This window comes from Kocuria coralli (assembly GCF_008831305.1).
Lineage (GTDB): Bacteria > Actinomycetota > Actinomycetes > Actinomycetales > Micrococcaceae > Kocuria > Kocuria coralli.
This window is the reverse complement of sequence record NZ_ML708610.1, coordinates 133,027-153,408: the sequence shown is the minus strand read 5'-3', so window position 1 is coordinate 153,408 and position 20,382 is coordinate 133,027. Positions and strand designations below refer to the sequence as shown.

At 70.8% G+C, this 20,382-nt stretch carries 15 protein-coding genes and 1 tRNA gene; 8 read left to right on the top strand and 8 right to left on the bottom strand.

Annotated elements, in window-relative coordinates; translation table 11 throughout:
• Nucleotides 1-30: 30 nt before the first annotated feature.
• Nucleotides 31-1,263, bottom strand: a complete 1,233-nt coding sequence (locus FCK90_RS00670) for a cysteine desulfurase family protein (RefSeq protein WP_158032384.1) — start codon at nt 1,261-1,263, stop codon at nt 31-33.
• Between the two features lie 58 nt (nt 1,264-1,321).
• On the opposite strand from FCK90_RS00670, the gene folP reads away from it, so the two are divergent.
• From folP to FCK90_RS00655, 3 genes are read left to right on the top strand one after another with little or no spacing between them, the layout of a single operon-like run.
• Nucleotides 1,322-2,326 (top strand): dihydropteroate synthase, encoded by a 1,005-nt coding sequence (folP, locus tag FCK90_RS00665; RefSeq protein ID WP_158032554.1) that lies wholly within the window; start codon nt 1,322-1,324, stop codon nt 2,324-2,326.
• The gene (locus FCK90_RS00660; RefSeq protein ID WP_158032383.1) at nt 2,319-3,107 is read left to right on the top strand and encodes a dihydrofolate reductase family protein; all 789 of its coding nucleotides are present in this window, start codon (nt 2,319-2,321) and stop codon (nt 3,105-3,107) included. The genes folP and FCK90_RS00660 overlap by 8 nt, the downstream gene beginning before the upstream one ends.
• Before the next feature lie 49 nt (nt 3,108-3,156).
• Complete coding sequence (locus FCK90_RS00655; protein ID WP_158032382.1) at nt 3,157-3,621, top strand: tRNA (cytidine(34)-2'-O)-methyltransferase; 465 nt, start codon at nt 3,157-3,159, stop codon at nt 3,619-3,621.
• Nucleotides 3,622-3,727: 106 nt separating this feature from the next.
• Here the strand turns inward: FCK90_RS00655 and FCK90_RS00650 are convergent, their stop codons facing one another.
• On the bottom strand, nt 3,728-5,188 hold the full coding sequence (locus FCK90_RS00650) for a S1C family serine protease (RefSeq protein WP_158032381.1): 1,461 nt from the start codon (nt 5,186-5,188) through the stop codon (nt 3,728-3,730).
• Nucleotides 5,189-5,504: 316 nt separating this feature from the next.
• On the opposite strand from FCK90_RS00650, the gene FCK90_RS00645 reads away from it, so the two are divergent.
• Nucleotides 5,505-7,313 (top strand): coiled-coil domain-containing protein, encoded by a 1,809-nt coding sequence (locus FCK90_RS00645; protein ID WP_158032380.1) that lies wholly within the window; start codon nt 5,505-5,507, stop codon nt 7,311-7,313.
• 72 nt (nt 7,314-7,385) lie between these two features.
• Nucleotides 7,386-8,153: a PspA/IM30 family protein gene (locus tag FCK90_RS00640; RefSeq protein WP_158032379.1), complete on the top strand. Its 768-nt coding sequence runs from the start codon at nt 7,386-7,388 to the stop codon at nt 8,151-8,153.
• Nucleotides 8,154-8,318: 165 nt separating this feature from the next.
• On the opposite strand, the gene FCK90_RS00635 is transcribed toward FCK90_RS00640, so the two are convergent.
• The 3 genes from FCK90_RS00635 to FCK90_RS00625 form a co-directional block, all read right to left on the bottom strand.
• A tRNA-Met gene (locus FCK90_RS00635) sits at nt 8,319-8,392 on the bottom strand.
• Between the two features lie 200 nt (nt 8,393-8,592).
• A complete protein-coding gene (locus tag FCK90_RS00630; RefSeq protein ID WP_158032378.1) occupies nt 8,593-11,619 on the bottom strand; it encodes a UPF0182 family membrane protein in 3,027 nt (1,008 codons plus the stop codon).
• Between the two features lie 126 nt (nt 11,620-11,745).
• Nucleotides 11,746-12,819 (bottom strand): YlbL family protein, encoded by a 1,074-nt coding sequence (locus FCK90_RS00625; protein WP_246179860.1) that lies wholly within the window; start codon nt 12,817-12,819, stop codon nt 11,746-11,748.
• Nucleotides 12,820-13,017: 198 nt separating this feature from the next.
• On the opposite strand from FCK90_RS00625, the gene FCK90_RS00620 reads away from it, so the two are divergent.
• Nucleotides 13,018-14,475, top strand: a complete 1,458-nt coding sequence (locus FCK90_RS00620; protein ID WP_158032376.1) for a zinc-dependent metalloprotease — start codon at nt 13,018-13,020, stop codon at nt 14,473-14,475.
• 35 nt (nt 14,476-14,510) lie between these two features.
• On the opposite strand, the gene FCK90_RS00615 is transcribed toward FCK90_RS00620, so the two are convergent.
• A complete protein-coding gene (locus FCK90_RS00615; RefSeq protein ID WP_158032375.1) occupies nt 14,511-15,131 on the bottom strand; it encodes a M48 metallopeptidase family protein in 621 nt (206 codons plus the stop codon).
• Between the two features lie 196 nt (nt 15,132-15,327).
• On the opposite strand from FCK90_RS00615, the gene FCK90_RS00610 reads away from it, so the two are divergent.
• Entirely contained in the window at nt 15,328-16,185 is an 858-nt protein-coding gene (locus FCK90_RS00610) for a hypothetical protein (RefSeq protein ID WP_158032374.1), read from the top strand.
• Here FCK90_RS00610 and FCK90_RS00605 read toward each other — a convergent pair.
• Nucleotides 16,120-18,060, bottom strand: a complete 1,941-nt coding sequence (locus tag FCK90_RS00605) for an ATP-dependent helicase (RefSeq protein WP_158032553.1) — start codon at nt 18,058-18,060, stop codon at nt 16,120-16,122. The two genes, FCK90_RS00610 and FCK90_RS00605, sit on opposite strands and share 66 nt — an antisense overlap.
• A 44-nt stretch (nt 18,061-18,104) precedes the next feature.
• Complete coding sequence (gene nudC, locus FCK90_RS00600; RefSeq protein ID WP_246179859.1) at nt 18,105-19,112, bottom strand: NAD(+) diphosphatase; 1,008 nt, start codon at nt 19,110-19,112, stop codon at nt 18,105-18,107.
• Nucleotides 19,113-19,220: 108 nt separating this feature from the next.
• Here nudC and FCK90_RS00595 point away from each other — a divergent pair, with 108 nt between their 5' ends.
• The gene (locus tag FCK90_RS00595) at nt 19,221-20,375 is read left to right on the top strand and encodes a macrolide 2'-phosphotransferase (RefSeq protein ID WP_246179858.1); all 1,155 of its coding nucleotides are present in this window, start codon (nt 19,221-19,223) and stop codon (nt 20,373-20,375) included.
• Nucleotides 20,376-20,382: the final 7 nt, after the last annotated feature.

The following is a 20,382-nucleotide window of genomic DNA, read 5'->3' as shown; positions in this document are numbered from 1 at the left end:
GCTCTCATGGTGGTCTCCGGCTGTCTCCCGTTATCGCAACGACGAAGTGTGCCCGGCCATTCCCGCGGTCCTGGCCCGGCTGTAGACCTCGGGCAGGACGGCCAGCAGGGCCTCGACGTCGTCACGGGTGGAGCCGTGCCCCAGGGTGAAGCGCTGCGCCCCACGGGCCGTGTCCTCGTCGAGACCCAGCGCCAGGAGCACCGTCGAGGGCCGCGGCACCCCTGCGGAGCAGGCCGAACCCGTCGAACTGGCGATGCCGGCGCCGTCCAAGAGAAACAGGATCGAGTCCCCTTCACAACCCGGGAAGGTGAAGTGCGCATTGTTCGGCAGCCGGAGGCCGTCATGCCCGGTGTCCTCGGCTCCGCGCAGGACGGCCTCGGGGACGGCCGCGCGTACGCCGCGGATGAGCTCGTCGCGCAGTGCGGCCAGGCGCCGGGACTCACCGGCGAGGTCCTGGGAGACCGTGTCCACGGCGGCCGCGAAGGCCGCGGCCCCGGCAGCGTCCAGTGTCCCGGAGCGCAGCGCCCGCTGCTGGCCGCCGCCGTGGATCGTGGGGGTCAGCCCCACGGATCTGCCCACGATCAGCGCCCCGGATCCCACGGGAGCCCCCAGCTTGTGCCCGGAGATCGCCAGGGTGGCGATCCCCGGGAGGTGGGCGTCCACGGGCAGGGCCCCCACCGCCTGGACGGCGTCCACGTGCAGCGGCACGGAGAACTCGTGGCAGACGGCGGCGAGCCCGGCGATGGGCTGGACCGTGCCGATCTCGTTGTTGGCCCACATGACCGCCACGAGTGCGACGCCGCCGGGGTCGGAGGCGATGAGCTCCCGCAACCGGGCGGGGTCGGTGAAGCCGAACTCGTCTACGGGCAGGTACTCGACCCTCGCCCCGCCGTGGGCCTCCAGGTACTGGGCGCTCTCCGTCACGGCGGGATGCTCCACGGCCGAGACGATCACCCGGGTGCGTCCGGGGTCCTCGCCGTGCCGGTGCCCGAACAGGCCCTTGACCGCCAGGTTGTCCGCCTCGGTCCCTCCCGAGGTGAAGATCACCTCGACGGGATCCGCGTTCACCGCGGCCGCGATGCGGTCCCGGCTCTCCTCCAGGATCCGGCGGGCCCGGCGCCCCGTGGCGTTGATCGCCGAGGGATTGCCTCCGCGTTCCAACTGCCCGACCATGGCCGCGACGGCCTGAGGGAGGACGGGGTGGGTCGCGGCATGGTCCAGGTAGACCTGCCGGGGCGGCTGCTGGGCTGCGGGAACGGGCATCTGGCCAGTGTAGGAGCCTCGGGGCAGCCCATGGGGCGCCGGTAGCCTGGGCCACGTGATGCCTCCGCCCCCTCAGCTCCCCCGTGCCCCGATTCCCCATGCCTCGATTCCCCATGCCTCGGCGCCCCCTACGCCAGGTGCTTACGCACCGGCGTTCTTCCCCGACTTCGTGGCCCCCGTCCGCTGCATGGGGACCCGGACCGTGGACTTCCGGACGGACCTGCTGGTCATGGCCGTGGTCAACCGCACTCCGGACTCCTTCTACGACCGCGGGAGGACGTTCGCCCTCGACCGGGCGGTGGCGGCCGGCGTGCAGGCCGTCGACGACGGCGCCGACTGGGTGGACATCGGCGGCGTCCCCTTCTCCCCCGGGGACAGCGTGCCCGCCGAGGAGGAGGAACGACGGGTCCTGCCGGTCGTGGAGGGCCTCCGGGCCGCCCGGCCCTCGGCGATCATCTCCGTGGACACCTTCCACGCCTCCGTGGCGGATGCGTGCCTCGCAGCGGGGGCGAACGTGGTCAATGACACCACGGGACTGTCCGATCCGCAGATGCTCGCGGTGGTCCGCGAGCACGACGCCCATCTGGTCATCACGCACTCCCGCACCACCTCGCCCGGGCGCGTACGCACTGCCGTCCCGCGTCCGGTCTATGACGACGTGGTCGCGGAGGTGTCCCGGTTCCTGGCCTCACGGATCGAGGCCGCCGTGGACGCCGGGCTGCGCCAGGAGCAGCTGCTGGTCGATCCCGGCCACGACCTGAACAAGAACACGCTGCACTCGCTGGAGCTGACCCGGCGTCTCGGGGAGATCGCCGCCCTGGGTCATCCGGTGCTGGCCGCGGTGTCCAACAAGGACTTCGTGGGCGAGTCCCTCGGCCTGGGCCGCGACGAGAGGGGCGAGGGATCGCTGGTGGCGGCCGTGGCCTGCGCCTTCGCCGGAGCGCGGGTCTTCCGCATGCACGATGCCCTCGCCTCGCGGCGGGCCCTGGACATGGCGGCCGCCATCATGGGACTGCGCGAGCCTCTGACCCTGCGCCACAACATGGGAGAACGCAATGAATGATCCGCAGTCGCACCCGGAGCCCTCCGGGCACCGAGCCATGCTCGTCGACCGCCTGTGGCCGGACCCGGCGACCGTGGAGCTCGGCGAGCTGCGCGAGCACTACCTGGCCGCCTGGCCCGACGTCGCGGACGGCGCCGTGGCCATGATGATCTCCTCGCTCGACGGGTCGGCACAGCTCGACGGCGTATCCGGCGGGCTGTCCTCCCCCGTCGACCAGGCCCTGATGGACCTGAACCGCAGCGTGGCGGACGTCGTCGTGGTCGGGGCCGGCACCCTGCGGGAGGAGGGGTACGGGGGCCTGCGGGTCTCGGCCGGATCCGTGGCGTGGCGCCGCCGGCAAGGGCTCTCCGATCACCCGGTGCTGGCCGTGCTCTCCGCGCGCCTGGAGTTGCGCGCCGACGATCCGTTCCTGGCGGAGGCGCCCGTCCGGCCGCTGATCCTGACCGGAACGGAGGCACCGGCCGACGCCGTCCGGGAACTGGCGGAGGTGGCCGAGGTCGTCGTCGCCGGAGACGGGCCGGGCGCTGATCCCGTCGCGGTCCATCAGGAGTTCGCCCGGCGCGGAATGACGCGGGTGCTGTGCGAAGGCGGGCCCAGCGTGCTGAGCCAGTGGTTCGACGCCGGCCGGGTCGCCGAGCTGCACCTGAGCGTGGCGGGGGCTCTGGCAGGCGGCGCGGGACAGCGCATCATGCACGGCCGGGCGGGAACGGCCCGTCCGGCCGAACTGCTGCAGGTGCTGCGCGACGGCTCGATGCTCATGCTGCGCCACCGGGTGGGCTGATCCGGTCCCTGCCGGTTGCCGCCCCTGCAGCCGCCTAGACTCTCCAGTCATGCTGCGCATCCTGTTTGTGGAACCCGAGATCCCCGGAAACACCGGCAACGCCATCCGGCTGGCTGCGGTCACCGGCGCGGAACTGCACATCGTGGAACCGATCGGATTCAATTTCGACGACGCCCATCTGCGCCGGGCGGGGCTGGACTATCACGACCTGGCGGTCCTGACCGTCCACCCCGATCTGGACTCCGCGTGGCAGGCGCTGCAACCGCGCCGGGTCTTCGCGTTCACCACCACGGGAACCACGGCCCACACCGACGTGGACTGGAGCGACGACGACGTCCTGATGTTCGGCAAGGAGTCCGAAGGCCTCTCCGACGAGCACAAGAACGACCCGCACGTGACCGCCGAGGTCCGCATCCCCATGCTCCCCGCCCGCAGATCCCTGAATCTCGCGAACGCCGCCTCGATCGCCGTCTACGAGGCGTGGCGGCAGCTGGAGTTCACGGGAGCCGGGTGAACCGGCCTGACACCTGACGAACGGTCGATCCGATCGCCCATCGGCGTTGATGGGCGATCGGATCGACCGTTCGTCAGGTTTGCGCGACAGCAGTGACCGATCGGCCTCAGGCGTCGTCGGCGTTGCCCACGGTCACCTCGATGGTGTGCTCCTCACCGTTGCGGACGTAGACCAGTTCGCCCTTCCCGCCGGCGGGAAGCTCGCGCACGGCGGCCGTGAGCTCGTTCGCGTCCTGGATGGTGTGCCCGTTGAAGCTGCGCACCACGTCGCCCTGGCGCAGCCCGGCGTCGCTGGCCGGCGATCCGCTCTCGACCGACTGGACGACGGCGCCCGAGGAGAACGTCTGACTCTGGCCGTCGTTGGCGGCGGAGGCCGAGACGGTGGCGCCGAGGTAGCCGTGGGTGGCCTCGCCGTTGTCGATGATCTCCTGGGCGACGCGGTCGGCCGTGTTGATGGGGATGGCGAAGCCGACGCCGATGCTGCCCGCCGCATCCTCTGCGGAGCTGGAGGAGCCGGCCGAAGCGATGGCCACGTTGATGCCCACGACCTGGCCGTCGGTGTTCACCAGGGGGCCTCCGGAGTTGCCGGGGTTGATCGCGGCATCCGTCTGCAGCACGTTGAGGAAGACGGACTCGGTCTGACCCTGCGTGGTCCCCTGGCCGTAGTCGAAGAAGAAGTCGCTCCAGCCACCGTTCTGGTCCTGGGTGTCCCCCTCGGTCGGTGTGTCCGGGACCGCGGAGGAGGCGACCGTGATGGTGCGGTCCGCGGTCGAGAGGATGCCGTCGGTCACGGTGCCGGACAGCCCCAGTGGGGCTCCGATCGCGATGGTGGTGTCACCGACGTTGAGCTTCGACGAGTCGCCGATCTCGGCAGGCACCAGGCCGTCGGCGTCGATCTTGATCACGGCCAGATCCGACAGGGGGTCGGTGCCGACCACCGAGGCCTGGGTCACGGTGCCGTCGGACAGCTGCACCTCCAGCGACGGGTTGTTGCTCTGACCGTCGAGCGTGACCACGTGGGTGTTGGTCAGGATGTGCCCCTGATCGTCCAGGATGACGCCCGAGCCGGACCCGGACTGGTTGCCGGCCACGGAGGAGACCGTGACCACCGACGGCGAGGCCTTGGCGGCCGCCGCCGTGACGGCGTTGACGGAGTCCTCGTTGTTGACGATCAGCTCCGAGCTGGCCCCCTGCGTGGTAGAGGTCAGGGCGTTGTCGTTGCCGGTCGCCACGTCCACCAGGCCGTAGGTGCCGGCACCCACGAGCGCGGCGATGAGCATTCCCGCCACCAGGGTCTTGCGTCCCACCCCGCCTCTGGCTGCGCCCTTCGGGTCGTCTCCCTCGGGCGGGGGCGCCCCCTGGGTGCCGTAGTCCTGGGCATAGGGATTCTGGGCATAGGGGTTCTGGTTGACCACGGGCGGCTGGTCTCCCTGTGGCTGCCCGTACTGGCTGTGACCGTACTGGCTGTGCTCGTACTGGCCGTGACCGTACGGGTCGTTGCGCCCGTACGGATCTCCACCGGCCTGGGGTTGCTGGCCGGGATCGTACGGCTGTCGACCGTCGCTCATGAACGTGACTCCTCATTCATCACATCGGTGGGGGCTGACTCCAAGTATCGCCGTCCTGCTGTGTCCAGGCTGTGTACCGCATGACGGGTCACCGGGGGTTGCATCGATGACCGCGGTGAACGACGAAGCAGCAGGGACGACGGCCGGGGATCGGCCCCGTCCATGCTGCATCCACGCTGCCACCATGGTGCCCGGTCTCCATGGTGCCCGATGTCCCCGGCCCTCATGTGCTTTGACGGGACCGCGCAATACGTCCACGGCGAATATCCAGCCGGAGACGAGGGATGCGCACATACGGTCTCAGTAGACTCTCACCATGAGCACGCCTGCAGCGTCCCAGCCGGAAGAGCGCCCGTCGTCCGCCCGCCCATGGGGCAGTGCCGCGCGGACAGCGGCCCTGGTGGGCGTCTTCACCTGGCAGGCCTCTCCTGCCTGGGCGGCCGCCTCGAACGGCGGTCTGGCCTTCGGCGCACTCGGCCTCGCCGGGGTGGGAGCCATCGCCGCCGCGGCCGGGTCGATCGCATGGTCTCGTCGCCGTCGCCGGAACAACTCCCCCGCCGGGCGGGCCGCGGCGGACCCGAACCAGCGCTACGGGCCGGGTGGCGTCCCGGTGGCCTCCGAGCAGCGCCATACCGCTCCGGCGGAATCCGCCGTCCCGCTGCCCGAGTTGCACAAACGGGCGGGTGAGGCCCTGATCGCCACGGACAACGCCGTCCAGTCCGCGCAGGAGGAGCTGGCCTTCGCGCAGCTCCAGTTCGGCGACGAGGCCGTCGCGCCGTACCAGGAGGCTCTCGAGCAGGCCAAGCAGCACTTGCAGCAGTCCTTCGCGCTGCAGCAGAAACTCGAGGACTCCATCCCGGACACCGAGGCCGAGCAGCGGGCGTGGATCGGCGAGATCCTCGCGCGGTGCCAGCAGGCCAGGCAGCCACTGGCCCAGCAACGGGACTCCTTCAGCCAGCTGCGAGCCATGGAGACCAACGTGCCTCGCGCACTGGACGAGGCGGTTGCGGCGGCCACGGCGCTGCAACCGCAGCTCGAGGCCGCCGGGGCCACCCTCGACAGGCTGGCGCAGCGCTATTCGCGTTCCGCGTGGCAGACCCTGCCGGACAACCTGGATCAGGCCCGGGACCGCCTGGAGTTCGTGGACACTGCCGCACAAGAGGCGCGCGGGCACGTGGACGGCGGCAACCGCTCGGAGGCGGTCCTGGAGGTCAGGGCCGCGGAACAGGCCGTGGCCCAGGCGAGTGAGCTGATCGGCTCCATCGACCGGGGCGCCCGGGATCTCGAGCAAGCCGAACGATCCCTGCGAGACGCCATCGCCATCGCCCACCGGGATGTCGCCGAGGCCGAGGCCACCGCTCAGGTGGCCATGCGCACCGAGCTCACCGGCACGGCGGCCGGTGTCCGCTCGGTGCTCGCCGGGATCGAGGCCGAGCTGGCCGCGGGGACTTTCGACCCCCTGGCTCTGTCCCATCGGCTCTCCGTGGTCTCGACCGAACTCGAGAAGGCCCTGAGCGGCCTGCGGGAGGAACACGAACGCGATCGGGCCGCGCGGGCGACGCTGGACCGGACCATGGTCTCGGCCCAGGCGGCGGTCACCCAGGCCCACGACTACCTGTCCGGCAGGCGCGGCGGCGTCGGTTCCGGCTCCCGCACGCACCTCGCCGAGGCCGAGCGGCACCTGTCGGACGCTCAGCGTCTGAGGAACACCGAGCCGTCCACGGCCCTGAACCACGCCAACGAGGCCATCCGCCTGGCCGGTAGCGCGCGCCAGGAGGCGCAGGAGGACGTCAGCAGCTTCCAGGGCGGGGGTTTCGGAGGCTCCTGGGGCGGCTCCGGCTGGGGCGGCTCCGGTTGGGGTGGAAGCGGCCGTCCCAGGGGCAACCGCAGAGACCTCCGCGGTGCCGGCGGTGCCGGCGGGGCGGGCCGTAACGCCGCGGGGCTGGGCGGGGCGGTACTCGGCGGCATCCTGCTCGGGTCGATGCTCGACGGTCTCGGTGACGATGACGCCGCCCACCACATCACGGACCACTTCAGCGGGGGCTTCGGGGAGAACCTGGGCAATGCCCTCGACCCCGGGGAGCTTCTGGGCGGGCTGGGCGATCTCGGCGGATTCGACTTCTGATGCCCGCCCGTGACGAAGCACCTCTGCCGTCGACCACACCCATGAACCACACCATCTGGAAAGGATGAACCCATGACAGCCAAACAATCGATCTTCGGACGCGTCGCGCAGCTGGCCAAGGCCAATATCAATGCCTTGATCGATTCCGCGGAGGATCCGCAGAAGATGCTGGACCAGATGGTCCGGGACTACACGCAGAACATCCGGGAGGCCGAGTCCGCGGTGGCCACCACCATCGGGCAGCTGCGGCTCCTCGAGCAGGATCACGCCGAGGACGTCCGTGACGCCGAGGAGTGGGGCAACAAGGCCCTCGCCGCCTCGACCCGGGCCGATCAGCTGCGTGCCGCCGGGCAGAGCGGGGAGGCCGACAAGTTCGACAACCTCGCCAGGGTGGCCCTCCAACGGCAGATCCAGCACGAGTCCGAGGCCCGTTCGGCCGAACCGCAGATCGAGACCCAGACCCGTGTGGTCGGCCAGCTCAAGGACGGGCTGAACAAGATGCACGGCAAGCTGCAGGAGCTCTCGGCCAAGCGCGACGAGCTCAACGCGCGGCAGAAGACGGTGGCCGCGCAGGCCGCGGTCCAGGACTCCCTCAAGGCCTTCGACGTGATGGACCCGCTCTCCGAGGTGTCCCGGTTCGAGGACAAGATCCGCCGCGAGGAGGCGCGCGTGGCAGGTCAGCAGGAGCTCGCGGCCTCGTCGCTGGACGCGCAGTTCGAATCCCTCGAGGAGCTGGGCCGCCAGTCGGAGCTCGAGGCCCGCCTGGCCGCGCTGAAGTCCGGCGGCTCCGGCAATCCGGCCAAGGACGGCGAGAAGATCGTGGGCTCGCAGGAGGTCTGAGGCCGCGGGAGACCTGCCACCCGCCGAGTAGTGAGTTCAGCCGCCCATCAGCATTGATGGGCGGCTGAACTCACTACTCGGCGCAGAGTCGTTGCAGGACCGCACTGAACACGGCAAGCAAAAGGCCCCTGACCAGTGTTTCCACCGGCCAGGGGCCTCATCTCGTTGCGGGGGCAAGATTTGAACTTGCGACCTCTGGGTTATGAGCCCAGCGAGCTACCGAACTGCTCCACCCCGCGGCGACAGATAAGAACACTACGCGTCCGAACGCGACCACGCAAATCGAGTGCGTCGTCGTGATCGGTTTCACACGCCCGCACCGGGACCGGCAGGACCGTCCGAAGAGCCCCCTACGAAAAGTCCGGGGCCTCCCTCCTGTCATTGGAACAGGTGAGAGGCCCCGGACTTCCCGGTTGCGGGCCGGCAGGCTACCCGGAGGTCAGCTGCCGTCCTCCGGAGCCACGGGCCCGGCGCCCTGGGTGGGAGCGGCGCCGGCGGCACCGTCCGCCTCGAGCGCGCGGTCGATGGCGTCCTGGAGCCGGTTCTGGGCGTCGCCGTAGGCTGCCCAGTCGCTGTCCTGCAAGGCGGCCTCCGAGTCCTGCATGGCCGTGCTGGCGTCGCTCAGAGCCTCCTCCAGGGTTCCGCCGGCCTCGGGGGACGGCGACGGCGATTCGCCGCCTTCCTCCGTCGCCACCTCGTCCTGGCCCGCGGCCTCCGCCGCCTGCTCCTCGCTCACGCCCGCACCCTGGACGGTCTCGGCGCCGGAGTCGCCGCCGAAGACCTGGTCCAGCGACTCGTCCAGCGTGGGCGCGAAGCCCACCTCCTCGCCGTAGCTCACGAGCACGCGGCGCAGCGTCGGGTAACCGGACTCTCCGGAGGACCGGACGTAGACGGGCTGGATGTAGAGCACGCCGTCGTTGACGGGCAGGGCCAGCATGTTGCCGTTGATCACCTCGGAGCCGCCCTGGCGCAGCAGGTTCAACGCGGAGGACACTTCCGTGTTCGAGTTGAAGTTGTTCTGCGCCTGGCCGGGCCCGGGGACCACGGAGCTGCGCGGCAGTTCGAGCAGCGTGAGATCGCCGTAGCTGTCCGCCTTCACCCCGTCCTCACCGGTCGCGGCGTCGCCGTTGGCCGAGAGGTAGCCGTAGAGCACGTTACGGGTGTTCTCCCCCTGGTTCTGCTGGGGAATGAACGGAGTGGTCAGGGAGAAGCTCGCCTCGTCCTGACCCGGCATCTGCAGGGACAGGTAGTACGGCGGGATGGCCGTGGAGTTGTCGTTGGTCGGATCGTTGGGGATCGACCAGACGTCGTCTCCGGCGTAGAAGCTGTTGGCATCCGTCACGTGGTAGGTGTTCAGCAGTTCGCGCTGGACCTTGAAGATGTCCTCCGGGTAGCGCACGTGCTCCATGAGCTCCGCGGACATCTCCGAGTACGGCTTGACCGTGTCCGGGAAGACGCCCTGCCAGGCCTTGAGCACCGGATCCTCGTCGTCCCAGGCGTAGAGATCCACCGAGCCGTCGTAGGCGTCCACCGTGGCCTTGACCGAATTGCGCATGTAGTTCACCTGCTCGTTCGGCAGCTGCGCGGCGGCGCCCTGGGCCGTGGAGGTGTCCGCCGTGGCGTCCTGCAGCTCCATGGGAGTCGAGTACGGATAGGCGTCCGAGGTGGTGTAGGCATCAACGATCCACTTGACGCGGCCGTCGATGATCGCCGGGTACGGGTTGCCGTCCACCGTCAGGTACGGGGCGGCGTGCGAGATCCGATCGCGCGGGTCCCGGTCGTAGAGGATCTGCGAGTCGGAGCGGACCGCATCCGAGAACAGGAGGTCCGAGGACTGGAACCGGATGGCGTAGGACAGCCGGTTGAGCGGGTTGCCCACGTTCGGGCCGCCGTCGCCGTCGAAGGTGGTGCGGACGTCCTCGGTCTCGTCGTCCGTGGTGGAGGGCCGGTCCAGCTCGAGGTCCGGGTCCCCCTCGGCTCCGCCGACCACCGAGTAGTCCGGCGACTGCTGACCGAAGTAGATCCGGGGCTCGTAGTCCTCGGAGATCTCGCCCTGGGCCAGGATGCCGCCCTGGATGAAGGAGGGCCGGCCGTCGGACTGCACGCGGTCGCCGTAGGCGGCCACCAGGCCGTAGCCGTGGGTGTAGACCACGTGCTGGTTGTACCAGCCGTCGGTCACCCCCATGTCCAGCTCGCGGGCCGCCAGGACGGTGTCCTGGACCTCGCCCTCGATCTCGTACCGGTCCACGTTCAGCGTGCCCGGGAACGAGTAGTAGGGCCGGAACTGCTGCAGCTGGGCGAAGGCCGGGGAGACGACGTTCGGATCCAGCAGACGGATGTTGCTGGTGGTCTGGGCGTAGCCCGCCAGGTCCCCCTCCCCGGCATCGACCGTGGCCGCGTAGGGCTCGGTCTCGATGCTGTCGAGGCCGAAGGCCGCCCTGGTGCTGTCGATATTGCGCTGGATGTAGGGGTTCTCCACCTGCTGCTCGGTCGGGGTGACCTGGAAGCGCTGCACCAGCGAGGGGTAGATCCCGCCGGCGACGACGGACACGACCACCAGCATCGCCGTCCCGATCAGCGGCAGGCGCCAACGGCCGATGACGGCCGAGATCACGAACAGCACGCCCACGAGCAGCGCGGCGATGGCGAGGATGGCTCGGACGGGGATGACGGCGTTGACATCCGTGTACAGCGCGCCCGTCCAGGCTCCCGAGTCCGACTGCAGGGTGGCGTAGCGGTCCAGCCAGAAATTGGTTCCCTGGAGCACCAGGAACGCCGCCGCGGTCACGGCCAGCTGCACGCGCGCCGCGGTGCTGAAGCTCAGACCCTTCTCGGTGATCCGGATGCCGCCGTAGATGTAGTGCACCAGGACCGCGCCGATGGCGCACAGCAGCAGCACGGAGACGAGGAATCCCAGCACCAGCCGCAGGAAGGGCAGGGTGAAGACCCAGAACGAGACGTCCATGCCGAACTCGGGGTCTTCCCGACCGAACGGCACCTGGTTGAAGAACAGCAGGACCGTGTCCCACTGGGAGGCCAGGGTGGAGGCGGTGAACAGCCCGAAGAGCACGGGGACCAGGATCATCGCGATCTTGCGCACCGGTTCCAGAGCCTGCTGATAGCGGCGGAGGTTGTCGTCGGAGGCCGCGGCGGCCGTCACCGGCCGGTTGCGGTGGGCCAGCCACAGCGACAGCCACAGCAGTCCCGCAACGATCAGGGCGGCCACCACGAAGATCGCGCCACGGGCGATGTTCTGGGTCACGAAGACGTTCAGGAAGCCGAGCTGGCGGAACCAGAGCACTTCCGTATAGAGCTGCGTGAAGGCGACGAACGCCGCGATGAGCGCGACGACGATGATCACGGTGAGGAACAGCGGGCTCCTGCCCCTGCGGCTCTTGCGGTTTGCCGTACCCTTCGGGCGCGGCGGTCTGGGGGGTCGAGGCGGTTGCGCCGGTCCTGCTGTCACGTCGGTCCTGGGCCTTCCCTGGGATCGGTCATGGGGTGCGCGAGCACGCGCGACTTCTATTCTGACTGGCGAATGCGCTCCCGGGCAAAGTGCCTACCCAGTTCCGTCACAGGCTGAATACAGGTTTCATGATCTGCCGGTGCAGGTGGGCAGGGTATCGGGGTCCTTTCCGTCCGCCACGGCGTTCAGGGCATTCACGGAATCCTCCAGGGTGTCGACGGCGACGACGTGCATGCCGTCCGGCTCGTGCCCCCTCACGTCCTGGCAGTTCTCCACGGGTGCCAGGAAGAGGTCCACCCCGGCGTCCGCCGCGCCGGCCAGCTTCTGCTGGATGCCGCCGATCGGCCCGACGTCCCCGTCGACGTCGATGGTCCCCGTGCCCGCGACGTGGTTGTCTCCGCCCAGCGATCCGGGCGTCAGTTCGTCGATGATCCCGAGGGAGAACATCATCCCGGCGCTGGGCCCGCCGATGTTGTCGAGTGCGAACTCGATGTCGAAGGGGAAGTCGAAGGACCGCTCCAGGTAGACCCCCAGCTGCCGGTGCCCGCCGGACTCCACGGTGCCCACGGTGAGTTCCTCGCGCTCTCCGTCACGGTCCACGCCCAGTGCGACCTGCTCGTCGTCGCCGGGCAACGCCGACCGCAACCCGTCGAGGGAGGTGATCGGGTCGCCGTTCACGGTGCGCAGCACGTCCCCGGCGCGCAGGACACCCTCCGCCGGGGAACCCGGGATCACGGCGTTGACCGTGAGCGTGGTGCTGTACTCCTCCCCCAGGTCCTCCAGGGCCGCAGCCACCGCGAGGTCCTGGGAGGAGTCCATCGCCGCGGTGCCCGAGTCGCTGATCTCCTCGCGTGTGGTCGCCGGGGGATACATGACCTCCAGCGGCAGCGCCGCCTGCGTGGAGGAGGCCCACGAGATCAGGGTGTCCAGGATGCGAGGGCTGGAGCCGGGACCGCCGACGACGTAGACCGTGGTGAAGTCCAGCTGGGTCTCGGTGGGAAAGGTGTCGATGCCGTCGATGCTCATGATCGGCTCGCCGTCGACCTCGCCGGTCGTGTCGAACGCGGGGCCGGGCCGTTCGAGAACGTACGGCGTGGGCGCCCACACCGCCAGGATCAGCAGCAGGCCCGTGGCGATCATGGCCCCCGCCTCCAACCCGATGCGGCGTCTGCGAGCGGGACGGGAGGAGGTACGAGACACGGGGGCAGGATCCTTAAACACGCATGCTTCCAGCGAACTATGGCCCGTTCCGGCCCACCGCGGGGGCCGGAATCGATAGCCTGGTCGCCACATACTACGCCGCGCCCCGGCCGGGACGATCCCGGACGCGACCGCTGGAAGGTCGCCCTGAACCGGTTGTGCGCAGGCGACGTGGACAGGCTAGAGGATCGAGGAGCCATGACTTCGCAGCCCCCGAACGGCGAGAACGAGAACGAAGGTCAAGACCCCTTCCAGGCGATGTTCCAGCAATTCCTGGGCCAGTCGGGCATGTCCGAGGAGGACCTGCGGAAGATGGGGATCCCCACGGACCCGGCCGGCATGCAGGCGATGTTCGCGCAGGTCCAGTCCATGTTCGCCGCGGGACCCTCCGACGGTCCCGTGAACTGGAAGGCGGCCAAGGACCATGCGCGCCGCGTCGTGGCCTCGGCCGGCGACCCGTCGGTGAGCGACAAGCAGCGGAAGGTCATCGGCGACGCCGTCCAGCTGGCCCAGCTGTGGGTCGACGACCACACGGCCTTCGGCGCCCCGGGAACGGACCCGGCCGCGTGGTCCCGGTCCGAGTGGATCGAGGCGACCTTCGAGACCTGGCAGGAGATCACGGCCCCGGTGGCCGAGTCGATGACCACGGCCCTGACGGAGTCCATCCAGGGCCAGCTCCCCGAGGAGATGAAGGGCATGCTGGGCGGGGCCTCCGGGATGCTCGCCAATGCCGGCTCCATGATGTTCGCCATGCAGCTGGGCCAGGTCATCGGCGGCCTGGCCGGTGAGGTGGTCTCCTCGACCGACATCGGCTTCCCGCTGGCCAAGGACCGGTCCGCCATGCTGGCCCGCAACGTCGAGGACTTCGGTGAGGGCCTGGGCGTGCCGGAGCAGGAAGTGGTCATCTACCTGGCCGTCCGCGAGGTCGCGCTGACCAGGCTCTTCCACGCCACCCCCTGGCTGCGCCAGCACGTGATCGACCTGATCACCACGTTCTCCCAGGAGATCCACATCGACATGGACCGCATCGAGGGCCTGGCGGCGCAGATCGATCCGTCGGACCCCACCGCGATGCAGGAGGCCCTGGGCTCCGGCGTGTTCATGCCGGAGCAAACCGCCAAGCAGGAGGCCACCCTCAAGCGGCTGGAGACCATCCTCGCCCTGATCGAGGGCTGGGTGGACGTGATCACCGTGCGGGCGACCACCAACCTCCCGGGGGCCTCGGCCCTGGCCGAGACCATGCGCCGGCGCCGGGCCTCGGGCGGGCCCGCCGAGCACGCGTTCGGCTCCTTCGTGGGTCTCGAGCTGCGCCCGCGCCGTATGCGCGAGGCCGCCGAGTTCTGGCGGTTCGTGGAGCAGCGCCGCGGTCTGGAGGATCGCGACGGCCTGTGGGAATCGGCCGAGCTACTGCCGACGGAGCAGGACCTCGACGATCCCGCCGGCTACGAGTCGCGCCGGGGCCTGCTGACCGCTTCGGACGAGGAGTTCGACGCCGCGCTCGAGAAGCTGCTGGGCGCAGGCCCCGACGAGTCCGCGCCTGAATCCGATTCCGGCTCCGGCTCCGGACACGACGCCGAGGGGCCCGAGGACCCGGATGCGGACCAGCCCGGTCCCGAAGGAGAACAGCCCGGGGGCTCCGGCCCCCGTGACTCCTGACCAATAGGTACTCCGGGCCGATAGGTCAGGAAGGGTCAGGTTCCCTCCGGACCGGCATCGACGTCGGCATCCGGTGGTGACGACAGGGCCCAGGCCGCTCCATCCAGGAAGGCCTGGGCCCTCTCCATGTCCGGAAGGCGGGACTCCAGGGCACGGAACGCCGGGCCGTGACCGGCCTCGATGAGGTGGCACAGCTCGTGGAAGATCACAGCGTCGAGCACCCACTCCGGGACGCTGTACAGGCGCCTGCTGATCCGGATCGTGCCCGTGGCCGGGGTGGCCGATCCCCAGCGGGTGTTCTGCCGCGAGGACCACGAGATGGACGCGGGGCGGGCCCGTCCGCCCAGATGCCGGTCGGAAAGCTCCCGGGCGCGCCGGGACAGGTAGTCGTCACCGGCACGGTGATGGCTCCGGGCCTGGTTGCGCCGACGCGAGGCCACGAGCTTGGCCACCATCTCGCGTTCCCAGCGCCCCACCTCCCTGGCCGGCATGCGCGCGGGCACCTGCAGCACCACGCGGTCGCCCGACCAGTGCGCCGAGACGGTCTTCTTGCGGCGGGCGGAGCGCCGTACCTCGACCGGCGGGTCGTCGGAGGCGCGGCCGGCATCCAGTGGCACAGGGGACTTGGAGGGCGCTGACAGGGGTTCTCGGCTCACCCCTCGATGGTAGTGACCATCTCGGAGGCCGCGGCAGACCCGGGCCCGCCCGTCGGGCACCCGGTCGGTCCGAGTTCCGCCGTCGTCCGTGACCCCGCCTGTGGATATCCTCTTCCCCGGCCCTGGGAAGGGCAGACTGATCCCACCCGGCCCGTCCGGGCTCCCGCCCGGTCCGCGCTCTCATCACGGAGGCTCCGTGTCCACGTCTGCGATCCCAGCCGCTCCCACAGCGCGCGACCCGGTGCTGCGGGCGCCCTCCCCCACCGGCGCCCGGTTGTCCCAGCGGGTGCCGGTGGCGCAGCTGCGCGTCATGTTCCTCGGCTTCACGCCCGTCAGCGCCGCGGCGGCCGTGATGCTGGCCGGCTGCGGCGCTCGGGGCTTCGTCGTCGTCGATCCGCAGCCCGTGACCTGGGACGACGCCAGGGCCGGAGCCTACGACGTCCCGGACGTGGGGCTCGCTCGTGAACTGGTCATCCGGCAGCGGATCAGGGCCGCCAATCCAGCTGCCGCACCGATCGGCGATCCCGCCGGGCACCCGTCCAGGGGCCTGAGGGGAACGCTGGTGGTCCGTTCACGGGACTTCACGCATCGCGACGGCGACGGCCTGGACCCGCGTCTGGAGGCGGCTTCCGCGCACCTGTCCGAGGATCACCGGGTCATCGACGTCGCCACGCCCGCGGGCCACGCGCCGGGGACCACCGTCCTCTGGCCCCCGCGACCCTGGCACGCCCGGGCCTGCGGGCAGTGCCTGGCCCGGGCCGCCGGCATCAGCGGCCCGGAACCGGCACGGGCACCGCGCCACGACGTGTGGCCCGCCCACACGGCCATGGCGGCCTCGGTCCTGGTTCAGCAGATCGTCGCCGTGGCCGGTGGCTCGGCCGATGACCTCGAGGACCGGGTGACGGTCATCCGGCCCGGCGCACCCCTGTCCGCGGTCGGCAGGCTACCCACCACCCCGGCCGGCTGCGCCCTGTGCGCGGCCTCGTGGTCACCGGGAGGCCGCGGGACCGGCGCCGTGAGCGGAACCGGTACGGCGACGGGCGGAGGCACGTGAGGATCGGTCCGGGAGCACCTCCGCCATGAAACGGGAGGGCCTGCGGTTGGGCCGCCCACCGGGTGTTCTGGACAAGGACCAGGAGAACGTCAGGTGCTCCCGTGCACGGGTGACGCCGACGTAGAGCAGCCGGCGTTCCTCGTCCACCTCGTCGGAGGTCTCGGCGAAGGTGATGGGCATCAGGCCCTCCGTGAGCCCCACCAGGAAGACGGCGTCCCACTCCAGGCCCTTGGCCGAGTGCAGCGAGGCGAGGGTGACGCCTTCGACGGCCGGGGCATCCTGCTGGGCCGCACGCCGCGCCAGATCCTCGGCGACGTGCCGCAGGGTGAACTCGCCGGGTCCTTCGGTTCCAGCCGCCCGTGCCGCCCGGACCGCCTGGTCGTGGGCTGCGGCCATCCGGTCGGTCATATCCACCAGGGCCGCCAGCGATTCCCAGGTCTCCCGCACCGCGCCGGTGACCCGCGGCGCCCGGGGCGACCACCCCAGCGAGGTCAGCATGTCCCGCACGGTCTGCGGCACGGCGTTCGCCCCGCCCGTGTCAGAGGCGGCGCCCGGGACGTCCTCCGTGGCGTCCTCCGGGGCGACGGCGTTGGCCCCGGCACGGATCTGGAGCAGCGCCTGCCGGATCTCCGGGCGGCGGAAGAACTGCTCGGTCCCGCGCAGCCGGAAGCCGATGCCTGCATCGGCCAGTGCGGTCTCGTAGGCCTGGGCCTGGCCGTTGGTCCGGAAGAGCACGGCGATCTGCGAGGGCGGGACGCCGTCGTCGAGCAGGTCCTGGATCCGCACGGCGGTGCCCTGCGCCTCGGCCTGGTCGTCGTCGTACTCGTTCCAGGACGGCAGCGGTCCCTCGGGGCGCTGCCCGACCAGCGTGAGGGGGGTCGCCCAGGTCGCCGGGACCGAATCGGCTCCCGGCCGGCGCGCGGCCAGCAGCCGGTTGGCGGTGTCGACGATCTGCGGGGTGGAGCGGTAGTCGCGCACGAGCCTGACCACGGTCGCGTCGTCGTAGCGGCGCTGGAAGTCCAGGAGGTGCCTCGAGCTCGCGCCCGTGAAGGAGTAGATGGTCTGGGAGGCATCGCCCACGACGCACAGATCGTCCCGTTTTCCGAGCCAGGCATCCAGCAGGCGCTGCTGCAGCGGCGAGACGTCCTGGTACTCGTCCACCACGAAGTGCCGGTACTGCTCCCGGACGGTCGCGGCGATCCGCTCGTCCTCCTCGAGGATGCCCACCGTCAGCAGCAGGACGTCCTCGAAGTCGATCTGATGACGGTCGGTCTTGATCTCCTCGTAGGTCTGCCACAGCCGGGCGATCGTGCGGGCGTCGTGGCCGCCGGGCAGGTCCGCGGGGCCCTGCCCGGCACGGCCCCCGGCTCTTGCGCCGGAGGCGTGCGCCTCCGCGTAGGTGTCGGGGGTCAACATGGAGACCTTGGCCTTCTCGACCTCGCCGGCCAGATCCCGGATGGTGGCACGGTCGTTGCTCAGGCGCATGGCGCCGGCCGCCTGGGCGATCAGCCGCGCCTTGTGCTCCACCAGTTCGGGCACCGACCCGCCGACGGCCTGCGGCCAGAAGTACTGCAGCTGCCGCAGGGCGGCGGAATGGAAGGTCCGCGCCTGGACCCCCTCCGCGCCCAGCACCCGCAGGCGGTTGCGCATCTCGTTGGCCGCCCGGGTGGTGAAGGTCAGCGCCAGGACCTTCTGGGGGGTGTAGACGCCGGTGGCGATGCCGTAGGCGATGCGGTGGGTGATGGCCCTGGTCTTGCCCGTCCCCGCCCCCGCCAGGATGCACACCGGTCCGCGCAGGGCGGTCGCCGCCTGGCGCTGCTCCGGGTCCAGGCCGTCCAGGATGCGTTCGGGCAAGGGGGTCTCCTCCTCGCTCACGACGGGGAAGAGCGCCTCCGCGGCGGCGTCCGGTACGGGCACGCTCACCACCCCGACTCCGGGAGCGGCTCACCCAGCCAGTGCTCGATCAGCGCCCGGGCGATGGAGACCTTCCCGGGCAGCACGATCTCGTCCTCCAGGGCCGCCGTACGCAGCTGCTCCCGCGTGAACCAGCGCAGCTGCAGGATCTCCTCGCCGTCCGGCCTGAGCGCTCCCCCTTCCATCCGGGCCGTGCACCCGATCATGAGCGAGCGCGGGAAGGGCCACGGCTGGGAGCCGAGGTACCGGACCCGGCCCACGACCAGGCCCGACTCCTCCTCGATCTCCCGGACCACGGCCTGCTCGATCGACTCCCCCGGTTCCACGAATCCGGCCAGGGTGGAGAACCGGTTGCCGCTCCAGGCCGCGGACTGGCCCAGGAGGATCCGTTCCCGGGAGGGGTCGGGATGGCCGTCCGTGATGGAGACGATGACGGCGGGGTCCGTCCGCGGGAAGTGCATGGACCCGTCGGCTCGGCATCTGCGCATCCAGCCGGAGCGCTCGACATCGGTGACGTCGCCGCACCGGGGGCACCGGGGATGGTCGACGTGCCAGGAGGTCACCGCCTGGGCCGTCACCGCCAGGGCGGCGTGCTCGGGCTCACTGGCGCCGAGGGCCGGCGCGATCGCTCGCAGGGTCGACCACTCGATGGGCTCAGCCGCGGTGGAGCCGGCGGCGTGCACCCGCTCCACGAGGCGGACGGCGGTCCTGGCGTCCTGGTCGCTGACCTCGGTGAAGGGTCGGACGGTCACCCCGTCGGCGCTCCCATTGCTCAGTTCCCCCAGGTAGACCTCCGGGAGGCCCGGCACCTCGCGGAACTCCCCCAGCGCGGCCCGCTCCACCAGCACCAGCCGGCCCCCGGCCACCGGCATCCTGCCGTTGAGCAGCACCAGGGTCAGTCGAGAGGCGGGACGCTGGTCCGCCCGGTCGCGTTCGGGTGTGCGGCGTTCCAGCCGGGAGCGGTTCAGCGGCATGAGGTCCGGGTCGAGCACGGAGGGGTCCTTCGAATTCACCGTCACACTCTAACGGCGCGGTCCGACGGCGCCGTCCCCGCGCCGGGGTCCGTGGATATCGGCTGCGCCGCCGCCGGGGGCCCGTACCGCCCTTGTAGGGTTGTCCGCATGCGCGCCTCACTCGAACATCTGGCAGCGGTGGCGGTCGCCGGAGTTCCCGGGATCATTCCCGTGTCCGTGGGCCCGTCGCCGGACGACGACGCCGATTTCCGCTCCGCCGTCGTGACCGACCAGGCCAATAGGCGATGGAGGGTGCGCAGCCCCCTGACGGACGAGGCCGGGATCCGGCTGGCCTCCGAGCACGGCGTGCTCAGCGCCTTCACCCCCGCGCTGCGCTCCAAACTGCCGTTCCTGATCCCCACCGTGGTCGGCTCGGTCGACGACGGCGGGCGGCGCACCTTCATCTATTCGCACCTTCCGGGCCGTCCCGTCCCGATCGACGAACTGGACAAGCTCTCGGAGGCCGCACCCACCAGACCGCAGCCGCCCAGCGCCGAGCCCGTGCCGCCGGTGACCACTCAGATCGGTCAGCTGCTGGCAGCCATCCACGACCTTCCGCGCGCGATGGTCATGGACGCGGACCTGCCCGCCTACAGCGCGGACCAGTGCCGCACCCGGATGCTCAACGAGCTGGATCAGGCCGCGACCACGGGCAGGATCCCGCCCTCGCTGCTGCAGCGGTGGGAGAACGCGCTCGAGGACCGGACGCTGTGGCGGTTCTCCACCCACGTGGTGCACGGCGATCTGCACGAGGACAACCTCGTGGTCGACGGCAACCGGATCACCGCGGTCACGGGCTGGTCGGACGTGCACGTCGGAGATCCCGCCCTGGACTTCGCCTGGCTGATCGGGGCCAATGACGCCGGTTTTGCCGAGGCCGTCGTCGCGGCCTACGCGCGGGCCGGATCGGGCACCCCGGACCAGCATCTGCTGCGGCGGGCCCACCTGGAGGCGGAGTTCGCCCTGGCTCGGTGGCTGGTGCGCGGGGTCTCCCGGGAGCTGCCCGAGATGATCGCCGACGCCCAGAACATGCTGCGGGTCCTCGAGGAGGACGTGGAGGACTACGAGGAGGAGCTCTCCTCGGAGATCAAGCCCGAAGCCGAGGAATCCGTCGAGGCGCGCACCGAACACGCCCGTACGGCCAGGACGCGGGCCGAGGCGCCCGGGGAACAGGGCGACGAGCCGCAGGTGGAGCCTTCCCGGCGGGAGCCCACGTGGCGGGAGGGCAGCCACCGGTCCCGAGAGGAACCGGCCGGAAGCTGACCGGCGG